Origin of the sequence: Oceanibaculum indicum P24 (genome assembly GCF_000299935.1) — a bacterium.
Classification (GTDB): Bacteria; Pseudomonadota; Alphaproteobacteria; order Oceanibaculales; family Oceanibaculaceae; genus Oceanibaculum; species Oceanibaculum indicum.
In genome coordinates this window covers 54,987-70,701 of sequence record NZ_AMRL01000008.1, presented here as the reverse complement: position 1 = coordinate 70,701, position 15,715 = coordinate 54,987, and the positions used below count along the sequence as shown (strand labels likewise).

Genomic DNA, 15,715 nt, shown 5'->3' with positions numbered 1-15,715 from the left:
GCCCCGGCAGGGGCGAGGGGGTTCTCAGCTACCCCTTACACAAACCCCTTCAGGTTCGGGGCAGGCGGCGTGCCGAACAGCTCCTCCATCGCCAGAGCGATCGAAAGCGCGCGTTCCTCTGCGAAGCCGGGGCAGAGCAGCTGCAGGCCGATCGGCAGGTCGCCATCGCCGAGATGCTGGATTGGCGTCGAGGTGCCGGACTGGCGGAAAAGGTTGCCGGGCTGGGTGTTCTGCGTCACCAGCCGCGCATATTTGCCGCCGACTTCCGGGTCTTCGAGATCAGCCACCGGTGCCGGCAGGATCGGCGAGGTCGGCGTGATCCAGCCATCCAGCCCCGCCATGCGCTGTTCGGCGATCTTCTCCAGATCGCGGGTGCGCCAGATCGCGTGCAGATATTCCGGCGCGCCAACCGTGAGGCCGGATTCGGCGCGGGAGCCGACGACCGGGTCCATCTTACGGCGGCCGGCCTTGAAGCGCTTGCGCCCCAGCGCCGCCACCAGCTCGACCGGAAGCACGACCGGGAAGATCTTCGCGCGTTCGGCGGCTTCCGGCACCTCGATATCGACGATGGAAGCCCCGGCCTTGGCCAGCTTCTCCAGCGCCTTCTTGGTCGCCTGCGCTACCGGCTTTTCCAGATTATCGAAGAAATAGCCCACCGGCCGGCCAAGCCGCAGCCCGTCCAGCGGTGCGGCCTGCACCACCGGGCGGCCGGTCAGGCCGGCGAAGACCTGCGCCGCGTCCGCTGCCGACTTGGTCAGCGGGCCGATGGTGTCGAAGGTCGGCGACAGCGGGAACACGCCGTCCGTCGCCCACAGCCCGACCGTGGTCTTCAGCCCGAACAGCCCGCACAGCGCCGCCGGAATGCGCACCGAGCCGCCAGTGTCGGAGCCGATGGCGAACCCGCACAGGCCGGCAGCCGTCGCCACGGCGGAGCCGCTGGAGGAGCCGCCGGGCAGGCGCGCCACCTTGGCGTCCCATGGGTTCCACGGCGTGCCGCGCGGCTTGCTGATACCGGTGGCGCCCAGCGCGAACTCGACGGTCTTGGTCTTGCCCAGGATGACGCAGCCGGCGCGCCGCAGCATCCTCACGAAGCTGCCTTCCCCGCCGATCAGGTCGGCGACGTCCAGCTTCGTGCCGGCGAAGGCCTTGGTGCCCTCGATGGCGAACAGGTCCTTCACCGCCACCGGTACGCCCATCAGCGGGCCGAGATCGGTGCCGGCGGCCAGCAGCCGGTCGATGGCCTTCGCGGCGGTCAGCGCCTGCTTGACCATCACCAGCTGGAAGGCACCCAGCTTCGGGTCCAGTGCCTTGATGCGGTCGAGATAGGCGCGGGTCGCGGCTTCGGCTGTGGTCTTGCCGGCGCGCAGGTCGCGGCCATAGGCAGCGATACCGGATGCGAGGGGATCGGGCGGAAGGGCGGTCATGGAATGTCTCTCGAAATTGGTAAGGGGCGAATGTGGGGCAGGCAGGGAATCGGTGGCGCCATCCTGCCGCGCTTTCACCGCATGGGCCAAGTGCGATCTTTACAAAGCCGCGACGGAATTTCGCCGCAATGGCGTTGAAAGGTGAGGAACCGGGTAGCGCTGGACCCGTTACACCGGTGTACAGGATTGCATCCCACAAGGGAGAATAAAGATGCGTACCAGGATCATCGCCATCGCACTTGCCGCTCCGCTGGCGCTTGCCGCCTGCGAGAATAGCGGTGTCGGCACCAAGCAGGGCATCGGCGGCGTTCTCGGCGGTGTCGGCGGCGCCGTTGCGGGCGCGCAGTTCGGCAGTGGCACCGGCCAGCTGGCGGCGACGGCGGCGGGCGCGCTGCTGGGCGCCTATCTCGGCTCCGAGGTTGGCCGCGGGCTGGACGAGGTGGACCGCCAGCGCGCGCAGAACGCCTTCAGCCGGGCCAACACCGCACCGATTGGCCAGACCATCACCTGGAACAACCCGAATACCGGCAATTCCGGCAGCGTGACGCCGGTGCGCGACGGCACCGCCTCCAGCGGCGAATATTGCCGCGAGTATCAGACAACGGTCTATGTCGACGGCAAGTCGCAGAACGCCCATGGCGTGGCCTGCCGACAGGCTGACGGCAGCTGGAAGATGGTGAATTAGGGAGCCGGTCCGATGCGCGCCAAATCTCTTGTGACGGCTGCGAAAACCGAACCAGGCCGGGTCGCGTTGCTGGCACTGGCCGCCATCGCCTTCTGGGCGCTGGCCAAGCCGGCGGCCGGCATGACCCTGCCGCCGGTGCCCGACCACGCGCCGGTGCCGACGCCGCTGGTCATGGCACAGGCGGTGGAGAGCATGCCGGAGCAGATGCGCACCGCCACGATCCGCGCGATCCAGGAGACGCTGAACGAGAAGGGCTTCAAGGCCGGCCCGGTCGATGGCGCAATGGGGCCGCGCACGCGCAGCGCCCTCCGCGACTATCAGCGCAAGGCCGGCCTGCCGGTCGATGGCGTCGCCAGCAAGGATGTGCTGGACCATATGAAGTTCGCGCGGCCGGAAGTGTCGGCGGGCACGGGCAGCACAGCCCCGAAGCAGGTGGCGGGCGATCCGCTGACCCGCGACGTGCAGCGCGAGCTGCTGCGGCTGGGCTATTATGGCGGTGCCATCGACGGGCTGTATGGCCCGGCGACCCGGCAGGCCATCGAGCGCTACCAGTACGACCACGGCAAGAGCGTCACCGGCAATGTCGGCCAGGACCTGCTGGAGGAGCTGCGCGGCATGAAACCGGGGCAGGTCGGCACGACCGGCCTTCGCACTTAGGGCCTTCGCACCTAGTAAAAGCTTCCGCTCCGCCGTTATCATCCTCCCAACAAGAAAAGTGGGAGGATGGGACGCCATGCTGGCCAGAGTGGCACGCTATGAGGAGGCCGTCGCCGGATTCCGCTGGCGGGTGCCGCAGCGCTACAATATCGGCGTCGATGTGTGCGACCGGCACGACCCGTCAGCACTGGCGCTGATCCATGAAAATGAGGATGGCTCGATCCGCCGCTACAGCTTCGGCGAGATATCGCGCCTGTCGAACCGGCTGGCCAATCTGCTGCTGGCGCAGGGGCTGACGCCGGGTGACCGGGTCGGCATCCTGTTGCCGCAGCGGCCGGAGGCGGCGATTGCCCATGTCGCCTGCTACAAGGCCGGGCTGATCGCCGTACCCTTGTTCACCCTGTTCGGGCCGGAGGCGCTGGAATACCGCCTCGGCAATGCCGGCTGCCGCGCGCTGATGACGGATGCCGAGCGGCTGCCGGTGATTGAAGAAATCCGCCCGGCCCTGCCGGACCTTTCCGTCGTGCTGGCGGCGGATGCGGCACGGGACAGCGATTTCTTCCTGTCGCTGGAGACCGCGCTTACGAAGGCCAGCGACAATTTAATCCCCATCGACAGCGTCGCCGACGATCCTGCCCTCATCATCTATACCTCCGGTACCACCGGCCAGCCCAAGGGCGCGCTGCATGCGCATCGCACGCTGCTGGGCCATCTGCCGGGGGTCGAATTTCCGCAGGAATTCTTCCCGCAGCCGGGCGATCTGTTCTGGACGCCGGCCGACTGGGCCTGGATCGGCGGGCTGATCGATGTGCTGCTGCCCAGCTGGCATCACGGCGTGCCGGTGCTGTCCCACCGTATGCGCAAGTTCGACCCGGAACACGCCTTCCACCTGATTGCGAAACACGGCGTGCGCAATGCCTTCCTGCCGCCGACCGCGCTGAAGATGATGCGCCAGGTCGAGAAGCCGAAAACCCGCTGGGACTATGCCATGCGCTCCATCGGCTCCGGCGGCGAGACGCTGGGGGCGGAGCTGCTGGACTGGGGCCGCGAGGTTTTCGGCCTGACCGTCAACGAATTCTATGGCCAGACCGAATGCAATCTGGTGGTGGGCAATTGCGCCTCCATCCTGCCGGTCCGGCCGGGGGCGATGGGGCGCGCCATTCCGGGCCATGATGTGCAAATCGTCGATGCGGACGGAAATATCCTGCCCGTGGGGAGCGTCGGTACAGTCGGCATCCGCAAGGGCGACCCGGTGATGTTCCTGGAATACTGGAAGAACCCTGAGGCTACGGCGGCGAAGTTCGCCGGCGATTTCCTGCTGACCGGCGATCAGGCGCGGCAGGATGAGGAGGGGTATTTCTGGTTCGTTGGCCGTGATGACGATGTCATCACCTCGGCTGGCTACCGCATCGGCCCGGCGGAGATCGAGGATTGCCTGCTGAAGCATCCCGCTGTGGCGATGGCAGCCGTGATCGGCGTGCCCGACCCCTTGCGCACGGAGGCGGTTAAGGCTTTCCTTGTGCCGAAACCGGGCATCCTGCCCGACGCGCAACTGGTCAGCGACATTCAGGACTTCGTGAAGACACGGCTGGCGGCGCACGAATATCCCCGCCATGTCGCCTTCGTGGACAGCCTGCCGATGACCGCGACCGGCAAGATCATGCGCCGCGAATTGCGTGCGCTGGAAACCGAAAGGCAAGAGAACCGATGAGCAAGATTGTCGACTACTATTTCACGCCGCAGAGCCCCTGGGCCTATCTGGGCGGCAAGCGCTTCGCCGAAATCGCGAAGAAGCACGGCGCCACGGTGGCGGTGAAGCCGATTGACCTTGGCAAGGCCTTCTCCGTCTCCGGCGGCCTGCCGCTGGCCAAGCGCCCGCCGCAGCGCCAGGCCTACCGCCTACTGGAGCTGGCGCGCTGGAAGAAGAAGCTGGGCGTGCCGCTGGTCACCCATCCGACGCATTTTCCCGGCGATGGCAAGCCGGCCAGCCTGATGATCATTGCCGCGCGCATGAATGGCGACGATGCGCTGGCGCTGGCCAATGCCTGTGGCGCCGCGCTGTGGGCGGAGGACCGCAACGTCGCCGACTGGGACGTGCTGGTCGATGTTGCCAACAAGCTGGGCATGGACGGCAAGGGACTGCGGCTCGCCGCCGAGACCAATTCCGAAGTCGAGCAGGATTTTCAGACCGCGACGGAGGAAGCCATGGCCCGCGACGTATTCGGCGCGCCCAGCTACATCATTGATGGCGAGCTGTTCTGGGGCCAGGACCGTCTGGACTTCGTCGAGGACAAGCTGGCCGGACGGTGAGTGTTTACCCCTCACCCAGCGTCGCCTAATTCGCTTCGCTCATAAGGCTCCACAACCCTCTCCCGCAAGGGGAGAGGGAAAGAACAGAGCGCGCAGACAATAACCCTCTCCCCTGGCGGGAGAGGGTGGTGAGCGTAAGCGAACCGGGTGAGGGGGCAACTCTCTTAAAGCCGTCATTCCCGGCCTTGTGCCGGGAATCCAGGGTTCAGCCTGCTAGACCGACGATCCAGCTAGCGGAAGCCTGGACCCCCGCAATAAATGCGGGGGTGACATTTAGAGAATGGGGGTGACGGGCAGAGATGAACGGGGAAGACAAGCGGGCGAACGCTAACCCCTACAACCGCCCCGCCACCGCATCCTCGAACAGTTTCTGCAGGATGGCAGGCGTCAGCGGGATCGGGTTGCCGCCGGCGCTGGGATCGTCGGCGGCATACTTCCCGATCTCTCCGGAGCGGGCGGCATCGACGCCGATTTCCGCCAGCGTATGGGGAATGCCGAGGTCGCGGCGGAAGGCCAGGATCCAGTCCATGAATCCGTCGAACCTGCCCGCGATATCGAGGAAGGCCGCCAGCCGGCCGATCTTCGCCTCCACCGCCGGGCGGTTGAACGCCAGCACATAGGGCATGACCACGGCGTTGGTCAGCCCGTGATGGGTGTCGTACAGCGCGCCGACCGGGTGGCTGATCGCGTGGATGCCGCCCAGCCCTTTCTGGAATGCTGTGGCGCCCATGCTGGCGGCGACCAGCATCTGGCCGCGCGCCTCGATATCCGTGCCGTCTTTGCAGGCGCGCGGCAGATATTCCTTCACCAGCCGCATGCCCTCCACCGCCACGCCCTCGGCCAGCGGGTGGAAGGAGGGCGCGCAATAGGCCTCCAGGCAATGGGTGAAGGCATCGACGCCGGTTGCCGCCGTCAGGTGTGGCGGCAGGCCGACGGTCAGGGCGGGGTCCTCGATTACCACGGCGGGCAGCATCTTCGGGTGGAAGATGATGATCTTGCGGTGCGTCTCCTCATTCACGATCACGCCGGCGCGCCCGACCTCCGACCCGGTGCCGGCGGTGGTCGGCACGGCGACGATGGGGGCGATGCCCTGCAGGCTGGCATCCTTCCAGCCCGGCCCGGCATCGTCGAAATGCCAGACCGGCAGGCTCTGCCCGGCCATGAACGCAACGACCTTGCCGGCATCCATGGCGCTGCCGCCGCCGACCACGACCACGCCGTCATGCCTGCCGGCGCGGAACGCCTTCAGCCCGACCTCGACATTGCTGCCGGTCGGGTTCGGCTTCACGTCGGAAAACAGCTCCGCGCCAAGGCCGGCCTTGCGGCAATCCTCCAGCATGGCAGCGAGTATCGGCAGGCCGGCGAGGCCGGGGTCGGTGACCAGCAGCGGGCGCTGCATGCCAAGTTCGGCGCAGGTCCGGGGCAGCAGCGAGATGGAGCCGGCGCCGAAGCGGATCGTCGTCGGGAAGGTGAAGGTCGCGCGCAGGGTGGCGAAGTCGTGGTTCATGTCAGATGATCTCGAAATAGCGTTGCAGTTCCCAGTCGGAGATGTGCTTGCGGTATTGCCGTTCCTCCCACTCGCGGGTGGCGGCGAAATGCTCGACGAAATCCTCGCCCAGCATCTGCCGCGCGGCTTTTGAGCGGCGCAGCTTCTGCGCCGCCTCCCACAGCGTGGCGGGGAAGGCGAGGCGGGCGGGCGGCTTCACCTCATAGGCATTGCCCTTGATCGGCGTTTCCGGCTCGATCTCGTTCTCGATGCCCCACAGGCCCGAGGCGAGTGCTGCCGCCTGCACCAGATAGGGATTCCCGTCCGCCGCCGCGACCCGGTATTCGATGCGCTTGGATTTCGGCGAATCGCCGATGAGGCGCAGCGCGCAGGTGCGGTTCTCCACGCCCCACAGTGACGCGATGGGCGCCCAGTAGCCGGGAATCAGGCGGGAAAAACTGTTCACCGTGGGCGCGATCAGCGCCAGCATCTCCGGCATCAGCTTCTGCTGCCCGCCGAGGAAATGCCGCATGGTCGGGCTCATGCCGTGCTCCGCCGCCGGGTCATGGAACACCGGCTTGCCGTCCCTGTCGGTCAGCGACAGATGCAGGTGGCCGCTCTGCCCCGGATAGTCGGGCGACCATTTCGCCATGAAGGTCGCCATCATGCCGTTGCGCTGCGCCAGCACCTTGGTGAAGCTCTTGAACAGGGCGGCCTTGTCGGCGGCAGCCAGCGCGTCATCGACGGTAATCGCGGCCTCCAGCACGCCGGGGCCGGTCTCGGTGTGCAGCCCCTCGATGGGGAAGTCCATGCGCTCCGACAGTTCCAGCAGGGCGTGATAGAAATCGGCATGCACGGTGGAGCGCAGCACGGAATAGCCGAACATGCCGGGCGTGATCGGCTTCAGCCCGTAATAGCCCTTCTCGCGGATGCTGTCGGGCGTCTCGTCGAACAGGAAGAATTCATACTCGAAGGCGGCCCTGGCCTTGAAGCCCATGGACTCCGCCTTGTCCAGCACCCGGCGCAGCGTGCCGCGCGGGCAGACCGTCTCCGCCTTGTCGGCGAACTCGCCCAGGAAGAACAGCATATTGTCCTCGAAGGGCAGCTCGCGGCAGCTTTCTGGCAGGATGCGCACCGGCGCGTCGGGATAGGCGGTGTGCCAGCCGGTGAAGCGTGTGTTGTCGTACAGCTCGTCCTGCGAATCCCAGCCCAGCACCACGTCGCAGAAGCCGAAACCGCCTTCCAGCGCGGAGAAGAACTTGTCGCGCGCCATATACTTGCCGCGCAGCACGCCATCGATGTCGCTGACGCCGACCTTCACATGGCTGAGGCCGCGTGCCTCGACGATCCGCCTTGCCTCCTCTTCTGTCTTTACCTCTCTGGCCTGCATGTTTCGTCCTGCCTCCTGTCCGGTCGGTATGGCACCCGATTATTTATATACGTACCTATGATCCTGGATCAGACCGGAAAACCACGCGCCTGTCGAGCGGTGCGGATGACCCGGCCGGCAAGCGGCGCTATAGTCCCCTTAACCATTCGACACTCGGGATCGGAGCCATCATGAAGTCTCGTCTGTTCGGCGCGTTCGTCGCCCTCGGCCTGCTGGTTTCCAGCGCCGTCTCGGCGCAGCAATTGCCGGAACCGTCCGGGCCGGTCGTCCTCACCATCACCGGCACGGTGGACAAGTCCAATCGGGGGTCGTTCGACCCGTTCATGGACGGGCTGCTGAAAAGCCACGGCGTCACCGGCTTCGAGAAGGCGGTGGCTTTCGACCTCCCGATGCTGGAGGCGCTGGGCATGAAGAGCCTGACCGTGCGCTACCCGGAATGGCCGAAGGGCTACACCTTCGAGGGGCCCCTGCTGCGCGATGTGCTGAAGGCCGCCGGTGCCAGGGGCAGCACCATCCGCTTCCTGGGGCTGGATGGCTATGAGCCGGAAATCCCGGTGACCGACGCCTATAATCACGATGCCGTGCTCGCGGTGAAGGCCGATGGCCGCTATCTCGGCATCGGCGACCGTGGCCCGGTCTGGCTGGTCTATCCGCGCGATACCGACCCGAAGCTGAAGGGCATGGACGATTCCAAATGGCTCTGGGCCGGCTTCTACATGACAGTGGAATAGGGGGATGGCGATGATTCCCTTTTCGGTTCTCGATCTGGCGCCGGTGCCGCAGGGCTCCACGCCCGGCGATGCGCTGCGCAACACGATCGACCTTGCCCGTCATGCGGAGCGCTGGGGCTATAACCGCTACTGGCTGGCCGAGCATCACAACATGACCGGCATCGCCAGTGCGGCGACCTCCGTGGTGATCGGCCAGGTGGCCGCCGCCACCAAGACCATGCGGGTGGGGGCGGGCGGCATCATGCTGCCGAACCATTCGCCGCTGGTGATCGCGGAGCAGTTCGGCACGCTGGAATCGCTGTTTCCGGGCCGCATCGATCTTGGCCTTGGCCGTGCGCCGGGCACCGACCAGATGACCTGGCGGGCGCTGCGCCGCGACCCGATGGCGTCCGACCAGTTCCCGCAGGATGTGCTGGAGCTGCAGGCGCTGCTCGGGCCGTTGCAGCCGGACCAGCGCATCCAGGCTGTGCCGGGGACGGATACCAACGTGCCCTTATGGATTCTGGGCTCCAGCCTGTTCGGCGCGCAGCTGGCGGCGGTGCTGGGCCTGCCCTATGCCTTCGCCTCGCATTTCGCGCCGGGCGCGCTGATGCAGGCGCTTTCCGTCTATCGCGAGGGCTTCAAGCCGTCCGAGCAGCTCGACCGGCCGCATGCGATGGTCGGGGTGAATGTGTTTGCCGCCGATACGGATGCGGAGGCGCGCTATCTCTTCACCTCCGCGCAGCAGCGGGTGATCGGCATGATCCGCGGACGGCGCGGTCAGCTGCCGCCGCCGGTCGAGGATATCGAAAGCCTGTGGTCGCCGGACGAGAAGGCGCATGTCGCGCGCATGCTGGCCTGTTCCTTCGTCGGCTCGGCGGAAACGGTGCGGGCCGGTCTGGAACGCTTCATCGCGGATACCGGCGCCGACGAGCTGATTGTCGCCTCGGCGATCCACGATCATGGGAAGCGCCTGCGCTCCTACGAAATCCTCTCCGGCATCGTCAGCGACCTGCGCGCGGCGGCGTAGGAATGTAAACCCTCTCCCCTTGCGGGAGAGGGTGGTGAGCGTCAGCGAACCGGGTGAGGGGGCGGCTCCGCCCTTGCGGTTACCCCTCACCCAGCTCCGCCTAATCTCGCGTTCCGCTCGATAAGGCTTCGCAACCCTCTCCCGCAAGGGGAGAGGGCAAGGAAAGTTGAATCACATAGCGGGCGGTTTCTCCTGCCGTCATTCCCGCACTTGTTGCGGGAATCCAGGGTTCAGCTTACTCGACCGACGATCCAGCGGGTTGAAGCCTGGACCCCCGCAATCAATGCGGGGGTGACGGGCGGAGACGGTAGGGGAGAGGGATAGCTTATTACGCCCCCCGGCGCTTGTTGGCTTTCGGCTTTCCCCGCGGCGGCTGGATATCGCCCTTCACACGCGCGGTTGACCCGTTGGGGACCTGAACGCGGGTGACCGGGCCGCCGCGTAAGGGTTTGCCGTCGGTGGTGAAGCCCAGCTCGGCGGCTTCCAGCCGCTTGATCTCGTCGCGCAGGCGGGCGGCTTCCTCGAATTCCAGGTCGGCGGCGGCGGTGCGCATGCGCTTTTCCAGATCGCCGATGACTTCGCGGATGTTCTTGCCGACCAGCGCGCCTTCCTCGGCGCCGGTTTCCACCGTCAGATGGTCGCCGCGCTCATACACGCTCTGCATGATGTCGTTGATCTTCGACTTGATGCTTTCCGGCGTGATGCCGTTGGCGGCGTTGTAGGCCTGCTGCTTCTCGCGGCGGCGGTTGGTTTCGTTGATCGCGTATTCCAGGCTTTCCGTCATGCGGTCGGCATAGAGCAGGGCGCGGCCCTCGACATTGCGCGCCGCGCGGCCGATGGTCTGCACCAGCGAGGTCTTGGAGCGCAGATAGCCTTCCTTGTCGGCATCCAGGATGGCGACCAGCGCGCATTCCGGGATGTCCAGCCCCTCGCGCAGCAAATTGATGCCGATCAGCACGTCGAAGGTGCCGAGGCGCAGGTCGCGGATGATCTCGATGCGCTCCAGCGTTTCCACATCGGAATGGATGTAGCGCACCTTGATGCCGGCCTCGTGCATGTATTCGGTGAGGTCTTCGGCCATCTTCTTGGTCAGCACGGTGATCAGCACGCGCTGGCCCTTCGCCGCCGCGTCCTTGCATTCGGCGATCACGTCATCGACCTGGTTGCCGGTCGGGCGCACGATGCAGACCGGGTCGGTCAGACCGGTCGGGCGCACCACCTGCTCGACGAACACGCCGCCGGTGCGCTCCATCTCCCACGGGCCGGGCGTGGCCGAGACGAAGATGGTCTGCGGGCGCATCTGCTCCCACTCCTCGAACTTCAGCGGCCTATTGTCGATGCAGACCGGCAGCCGGAAGCCGAACTCCGACAGGGTGGATTTGCGCGCATAGTCGCCTTTGAACATGCCGCCGATCTGCGGCACGGTGACGTGGCTCTCGTCCACGATCAGCAGCGCATTCTCCGGGATATATTCGAACAGGGTGGGCGGCGGCTCGCCCGGATTGCGGCCGGTCAGGTAGCGGGAATAATTCTCGATGCCGGCGCACGATCCGGTGGCGGCGATCATCTCCATGTCGAAGGTGGTGCGCTGTTCCAGCCGCTGTGCCTCCAGCAGCTTGCCCTGGCTGTTGAACTCCTCCAGCCGGGCCTTCAGGTCCACCTTCATCTTCTCGATGGCCTGCTGCAGCGTCGGGCGCGGCGTCACATAGTGGCTGTTGGCGAAGATGCGCACGGCTTCCAGCTTCGCGCTCTTCTCGCCGGTCAGCGGGTCGAACTCGACGATCTCCTCGACCTCGTCGCCGAACAGGCTGACGCGCCAGGCCCGGTCCTCATAATGGGCTGGGAAGATTTCCACCGTGTCGCCGCGCACCCGGAAGGTGCCGCGCGCGAAGGCCGCGTCGTTGCGCTTGTACTGGATCTCGACCAGGTTGCGCAGCAGGGTGGTGCGGTCGATGCTCTGGCCCTGCTCGATCTTCACGATCATCCGGCTGTAATCTTCCGGCGATCCGATACCGTAGATGCAGGAGACCGAGGCGACGATGATGACATCCTCGCGCTCCAGCAGCGCACGCGTCGCGGCGTGGCGCATCCGGTCAATCTGCTCGTTGATCGAGCTTTCCTTCTCGATATAGGTATCGGTGCGTGGAACGTAGGCTTCCGGCTGGTAATAGTCGTAGTAGGAGACGAAGTACTCCACCGCGTTATTCGGGAAGAAGCTCTTCATCTCGCCATAGAGCTGGGCGGCCAGCGTCTTGTTCGGCGCCAGGATGATGGTCGGGCGCTGCACCTGCTGGATGACATGCGCCACGGTGAAGGTCTTGCCCGACCCGGTGACGCCCAGCAGCACCTGGTCGCGCTCGCCCTCGTTCAGCCCGGCGATGAGCTGGCGGATCGCCTCCGGCTGGTCGCCGGCCGGCTTGTAGTCGGAAACGATTTCGAGCGGCTGGCCGCGATCCTGCGGGGCGGCCTCGCCGGCCAGCATCGGCGGGCGCTTCTCGCGCGCGCCGCCGAGCGGGTGCATATGGAAGGGGGCTGTGCTGGACATGGCGCTAACATAGGACCGCGCGCAGACGGTTTCCAGCGGAGAGGTGGGGCCTACTCCTTGTAGCTGGGGTCCAGCTTGTCGAGCCGGCGCAGATGGCCCGGCCAGTCGCGCGTGCCGAGGATGCCGAACGCCTCATACTGTCGCGCGGTATGCTCGCAGACCTGCCCCGGCGGGATGGTCAGCTTCTGGCCGCCGGACAGCGCGTCGATCTGCGACTGGCAGCATTTCTCCAGATAATGGATCAGGCTGAACGCCTCGGCCACGGTGCGGCCGGCGGACAGCAGCCCGTGATTGCGCAGGATCAGCGCGCGGTGGGTGCCCAGGTCGCGCACCAGCCGCTTCTTCTCGTCCTCGTCCTGCGCCAGCCCTTCATAGTCGTGATAGCCGAGCCGGTTGTAGAAGCGCATGGAATGCTGGCTGATCGGCAGCAGGCCGCATTCCATCGCGGAGACCGCCATGCCGGCGCGGGTATGGGTGTGCAGCACGCAGTCCACATCCGGGCGCGCGGCGTGGATCGCGGAATGGATGACATAGCCCGCCTTGTTCACCGGATAGGGCGAGGGCAGCAGGATATTGCCGTCATAATCCACCTTCACCAGGCTGGAGGCGGTGATCTCGTCGAAGAACATGCCGTGCGGGTTGATGAGGAACTGCCCCTCGACGCCCGGCACGCGGGCGGAGATGTGGGTGGCCGTCAGGTCGGTCATGCCGTACAGCGCGGTCAGCCGGTAGCAGGCGGCGAGATTGACACGGGTCTCCCATTCCTCGGGGCTGACCAGGTCGCGGACGGGCCGGTCTAGAGCTGTCACGGCATTCATATCGGTTCCTCCTCGGTATATTTCTTCAAGCTTCCAATGCCTGGCCCATGCGGGGCAAGCGTTTCATCGACCAGGCCCAGGCGACCAGCGACAGGATGCAGGCGGCGGCCAGCGGCCAGTGCAGGCCGAACAGTTCCGACGCGGCACCCATGGCCAGCGCGCCCAGCGCCGGGCCGCCGCGGAAAATCATCCAGTAGATGCCCATGACGCGGCCGCGCATCTCGCTCGATACTGCATTCTGCATCAGCGTCTGCATGCCAACGCCGTTGGCGACCAGCGCCGCCCCGGCGAAGCACATGGTAATCATGCCGATGGTCAAATCCTCGGTCGCGGCAAAGCCCAGCAACATCAGGCAGGACGCAAACACCGCCCACAGCGAGATGCGCGTCAGGCCGCGCAGGCTGCCGCGCAGACCGAGCCAGATACCGGACAGGATGGAGCCGGCGCCGGCGGCGGCGACCAGCATGCCCAACCCCTCGGCGCCGGCCTGGAACACGCCATCGGCATAGGCCGGCATCAGCTCCAGCACGGCGCGCAGGCTGGTCGAGGTGACGATGACCAGCACCAGCAGCGGGCCGATGCCGGCATGGCGCGCGGCGTAGAGATAGCCTTCGCCCATCTCGGTGAAGAGCGGCCGGTTGCCGTTTTCGCGCGGCGTGTGCGCCGGGAGCTTCAGCATCAGCAGGGCGGCGAGGAACCAGCAATAGGTCATCGCATTGATGGCGAAGGTCCAGCCCGCCCCGCCAGCGGCGATGATGCCCCCGGCAATCGCCGGGCCGATGAAGCGCGCCAGGTTGAAATTGATCGAGTTGATGGCGATGGCCGCACCCAGATCCTCGCGCGGCACCAGCATCGGGATCATCGCCAGCCGGGCGGGCTGGTAGAAGGCGGTGACCGAGCCCAGAAAGGCGGTCAGCGCGATCAGCATCCAGATATCGATCAGGCCGGTGAAGGTCAGCAGGGCCAGCGTCGTTGCCTGCGCGACTGCCAGATATTGCGCCACGCGTGCCACCTTCATCGGGCCGATGCGGTCCACCGCGACTCCGGCGAAAGCGGTGACCACCACGGTGGGGAACAGATCGGCGAAGGCGACGATGCCGAGCCAGGCGGCGGAGCCGGTCAGCTCCCACGCGACCCAGCCAATGCCGATGCGCTGCATCCAGGTGCCGATGAGGGAGGCCATGTTACCGGTGACATAGAGCCGGTAATTCGGGTGGGAGAGGGCGCGGCCGACGGGGCCAAGGCGGGCGGACAGGGGCATCGGAGGATCATAGCCGGTTTTGCGGACGGCTGTTATGCCGTTCGGGGAAGGCCGGCACGCGCAAGAATCCTGCCGCCGCGGGGCGAAATACCGTTGAACGCATGGCATACCGGGCGTAGGGTTCGCGGCTGTCGGCCCTGCCGGCATTCCAGCCTGTCAACCAGTCTCTTGCGAGGAACAGAAATGGCTCTGATCGCCCAGCGCCTGAACCGGATCAAGCCGTCCCCGACCATCGCCGTCTCCATGAAGGCGCGCGAGCTGCAGGCGCAGGGCCGTAAGGTCATCGCGCTGTCGGCCGGCGAACCGGACTTCGATACTATCGATTTCGTCAAGGAGGCCGCCATCGAGGCGATCCGCAAGGGCCAGACGAAATACACCAATGTCGATGGCACCAACGAGCTGAAGCAGGCGATCGTCGACAAGTTCAAGCGCGAGAACGGGCTGGACTACAAGATTTCGCAGGTGACCGTCGGCACCGGCGGCAAGCAGATACTCTACAACGCGCTGATGGCGACGCTTGATCCGGGCGACGAGGTCATCATTCCCGCTCCCTACTGGGTCAGCTATCCGGACATGGTGCTGCTGGCCGAAGGCACGCCGGTCATCGTGCAGTGCCCGCAGGAAAACGACTTCAAGCTGCGTCCGGAGGATCTGGAAAAGGCGATCACGCCGAAGACCAAATGGATCATCCTGAACAGCCCGTCCAACCCGACTGGTGCGGGCTATACCTGGGATGACATGAAGGCGGTCACCGATGTGCTGCTGCGCCATCCGCAGGTCCACATCATGACCGACGACATGTACGAACATCTCGTCTATGACGATTTCAAGTTCTGCACCCCGGCCCAGGTGGAGCCGAAGCTGTATGACCGCACGCTGACCTGCAACGGCGTGTCCAAGGCCTATGCCATGACCGGCTGGCGCATCGGCTATGCCGCCGGGCCGGAGCCGCTGATCAAGGCGATGGGCGTGATCCAGTCGCAGTCCACCTCCAACCCGTCCTCGGTCAGTCAGGCGGCGGCGGTGGCCGCGCTGAACGGCTCGACCGACTATATCCAGGAGCGCAACGTCGCCTTCCGCGAGCGCCGCGACCTGGTCGTCTCCATGCTGAACCAGGCCAGCGGCCTCGATTGCCCGAAGCCGGACGGGGCGTTCTACGTCTATCCGTCCTGCGCCGGGCTAATCGGCAAGAAGACGCCGGAGGGCAAGGTGATCGCCAGCGATACAGACTTCGCCACGGCGCTGCTGGAGGCCGAGGGCGTGGCCGTTGTGCAGGGCGAGGCGTTCGGCCTGTCCCCGCACTTCCGCATCTCCTACGCCACCTCGACCGAGCAGCTGGAGGATGCCTGCACGAAGATCCAGCGCTTCTGCAATTCGCTGCGCTGAGGTTTTCAACCTC

13 protein-coding genes are annotated in these 15,715 nt (G+C 66.0%); 7 read left to right on the top strand and 6 right to left on the bottom strand.

Annotated elements, in window-relative coordinates; translation table 11 throughout:
• Positions 1 to 35: 35 nt before the first annotated feature.
• Positions 36 to 1,424 (bottom strand): amidase, encoded by a 1,389-nt coding sequence (locus P24_RS08475; RefSeq protein WP_040707133.1) that lies wholly within the window; start codon positions 1,422 to 1,424, stop codon positions 36 to 38.
• A gap of 211 nt (positions 1,425 to 1,635) precedes the next feature.
• On the opposite strand from P24_RS08475, the gene P24_RS08470 reads away from it, so the two are divergent.
• From P24_RS08470 to P24_RS08455, 4 genes are all read left to right on the top strand, one after another.
• Complete coding sequence (locus P24_RS08470) at positions 1,636 to 2,109, top strand: RT0821/Lpp0805 family surface protein (RefSeq protein ID WP_008944292.1); 474 nt, start codon at positions 1,636 to 1,638, stop codon at positions 2,107 to 2,109.
• Between the two features lie 12 nt (positions 2,110 to 2,121).
• A complete protein-coding gene (locus P24_RS19205; protein WP_008944291.1) occupies positions 2,122 to 2,766 on the top strand; it encodes a peptidoglycan-binding domain-containing protein in 645 nt (214 codons plus the stop codon).
• Between the two features lie 76 nt (positions 2,767 to 2,842).
• Entirely contained in the window at positions 2,843 to 4,477 is a 1,635-nt protein-coding gene (locus P24_RS08460; RefSeq protein WP_008944290.1) for an acyl-CoA synthetase, read from the top strand.
• On the top strand, positions 4,474 to 5,076 hold the full coding sequence (locus P24_RS08455; protein ID WP_008944289.1) for a 2-hydroxychromene-2-carboxylate isomerase: 603 nt from the start codon (positions 4,474 to 4,476) through the stop codon (positions 5,074 to 5,076). The genes P24_RS08460 and P24_RS08455 overlap by 4 nt, the downstream gene beginning before the upstream one ends.
• Positions 5,077 to 5,410: 334 nt before the next feature.
• On the opposite strand, the gene P24_RS08450 is transcribed toward P24_RS08455, so the two are convergent.
• Positions 5,411 to 6,583: an iron-containing alcohol dehydrogenase gene (locus tag P24_RS08450; RefSeq protein WP_008944288.1), complete on the bottom strand. Its 1,173-nt coding sequence runs from the start codon at positions 6,581 to 6,583 to the stop codon at positions 5,411 to 5,413.
• Between the two features lies 1 nt (position 6,584).
• Entirely contained in the window at positions 6,585 to 7,952 is a 1,368-nt protein-coding gene (locus tag P24_RS08445) for a glutamine synthetase family protein (RefSeq protein ID WP_008944287.1), read from the bottom strand.
• Between the two features lie 170 nt (positions 7,953 to 8,122).
• On the opposite strand from P24_RS08445, the gene P24_RS08440 reads away from it, so the two are divergent.
• On the top strand, positions 8,123 to 8,683 hold the full coding sequence (locus P24_RS08440; RefSeq protein WP_008944286.1) for a molybdopterin-dependent oxidoreductase: 561 nt from the start codon (positions 8,123 to 8,125) through the stop codon (positions 8,681 to 8,683).
• A gap of 10 nt (positions 8,684 to 8,693) precedes the next feature.
• A complete protein-coding gene (locus P24_RS08435) occupies positions 8,694 to 9,692 on the top strand; it encodes an LLM class flavin-dependent oxidoreductase (protein ID WP_008944285.1) in 999 nt (332 codons plus the stop codon).
• 328 nt (positions 9,693 to 10,020) lie between these two features.
• Here P24_RS08435 and uvrB read toward each other — a convergent pair whose 3' ends face one another.
• The 3 genes from uvrB to P24_RS08420 form a co-directional block, all read right to left on the bottom strand.
• Positions 10,021 to 12,174: an excinuclease ABC subunit UvrB gene (gene uvrB, locus P24_RS08430; protein WP_156816230.1), complete on the bottom strand. Its 2,154-nt coding sequence runs from the start codon at positions 12,172 to 12,174 to the stop codon at positions 10,021 to 10,023.
• A gap of 113 nt (positions 12,175 to 12,287) precedes the next feature.
• Complete coding sequence (locus P24_RS08425; RefSeq protein WP_008944283.1) at positions 12,288 to 13,055, bottom strand: class II aldolase/adducin family protein; 768 nt, start codon at positions 13,053 to 13,055, stop codon at positions 12,288 to 12,290.
• A gap of 25 nt (positions 13,056 to 13,080) precedes the next feature.
• A complete protein-coding gene (locus tag P24_RS08420; RefSeq protein WP_008944282.1) occupies positions 13,081 to 14,316 on the bottom strand; it encodes an MFS transporter in 1,236 nt (411 codons plus the stop codon).
• 183 nt (positions 14,317 to 14,499) lie between these two features.
• On the opposite strand from P24_RS08420, the gene P24_RS08415 reads away from it, so the two are divergent.
• Positions 14,500 to 15,702, top strand: a complete 1,203-nt coding sequence (locus P24_RS08415; protein WP_008944281.1) for a pyridoxal phosphate-dependent aminotransferase — start codon at positions 14,500 to 14,502, stop codon at positions 15,700 to 15,702.
• Positions 15,703 to 15,715: the final 13 nt, after the last annotated feature.

What these genes read in the sequence shown, in the direction of transcription:
- P24_RS08460 (WP_008944290.1), top strand. Translation starts at nt 2,843, where the DNA reads ATGCTGGCCAGAGTGGCACGCTATGAGGAGGCCGTCGCCGGATTCCGC.
- P24_RS08455 (WP_008944289.1), top strand. Translation starts at nt 4,474, where the DNA reads ATGAGCAAGATTGTCGACTACTATTTCACGCCGCAGAGCCCCTGGGCC.
- P24_RS08450 (WP_008944288.1), bottom strand. Translation starts at nt 6,583, where the DNA reads ATGAACCACGACTTCGCCACCCTGCGCGCGACCTTCACCTTCCCGACG.
- uvrB (WP_156816230.1), bottom strand. Translation starts at nt 12,174, where the DNA reads ATGCTGGCCGGCGAGGCCGCCCCGCAGGATCGCGGCCAGCCGCTCGAA.
- P24_RS19205 (WP_008944291.1), top strand. Translation starts at nt 2,122, where the DNA reads ATGCGCGCCAAATCTCTTGTGACGGCTGCGAAAACCGAACCAGGCCGG.
- P24_RS08420 (WP_008944282.1), bottom strand. Translation starts at nt 14,316, where the DNA reads ATGCCCCTGTCCGCCCGCCTTGGCCCCGTCGGCCGCGCCCTCTCCCAC.
- P24_RS08415 (WP_008944281.1), top strand. Translation starts at nt 14,500, where the DNA reads ATGGCTCTGATCGCCCAGCGCCTGAACCGGATCAAGCCGTCCCCGACC.
- P24_RS08475 (WP_040707133.1), bottom strand. Translation starts at nt 1,424, where the DNA reads ATGACCGCCCTTCCGCCCGATCCCCTCGCATCCGGTATCGCTGCCTAT.
- P24_RS08425 (WP_008944283.1), bottom strand. Translation starts at nt 13,055, where the DNA reads ATGAATGCCGTGACAGCTCTAGACCGGCCCGTCCGCGACCTGGTCAGC.
- P24_RS08470 (WP_008944292.1), top strand. Translation starts at nt 1,636, where the DNA reads ATGCGTACCAGGATCATCGCCATCGCACTTGCCGCTCCGCTGGCGCTT.
- P24_RS08440 (WP_008944286.1), top strand. Translation starts at nt 8,123, where the DNA reads ATGAAGTCTCGTCTGTTCGGCGCGTTCGTCGCCCTCGGCCTGCTGGTT.
- P24_RS08445 (WP_008944287.1), bottom strand. Translation starts at nt 7,952, where the DNA reads ATGCAGGCCAGAGAGGTAAAGACAGAAGAGGAGGCAAGGCGGATCGTC.
- P24_RS08435 (WP_008944285.1), top strand. Translation starts at nt 8,694, where the DNA reads ATGATTCCCTTTTCGGTTCTCGATCTGGCGCCGGTGCCGCAGGGCTCC.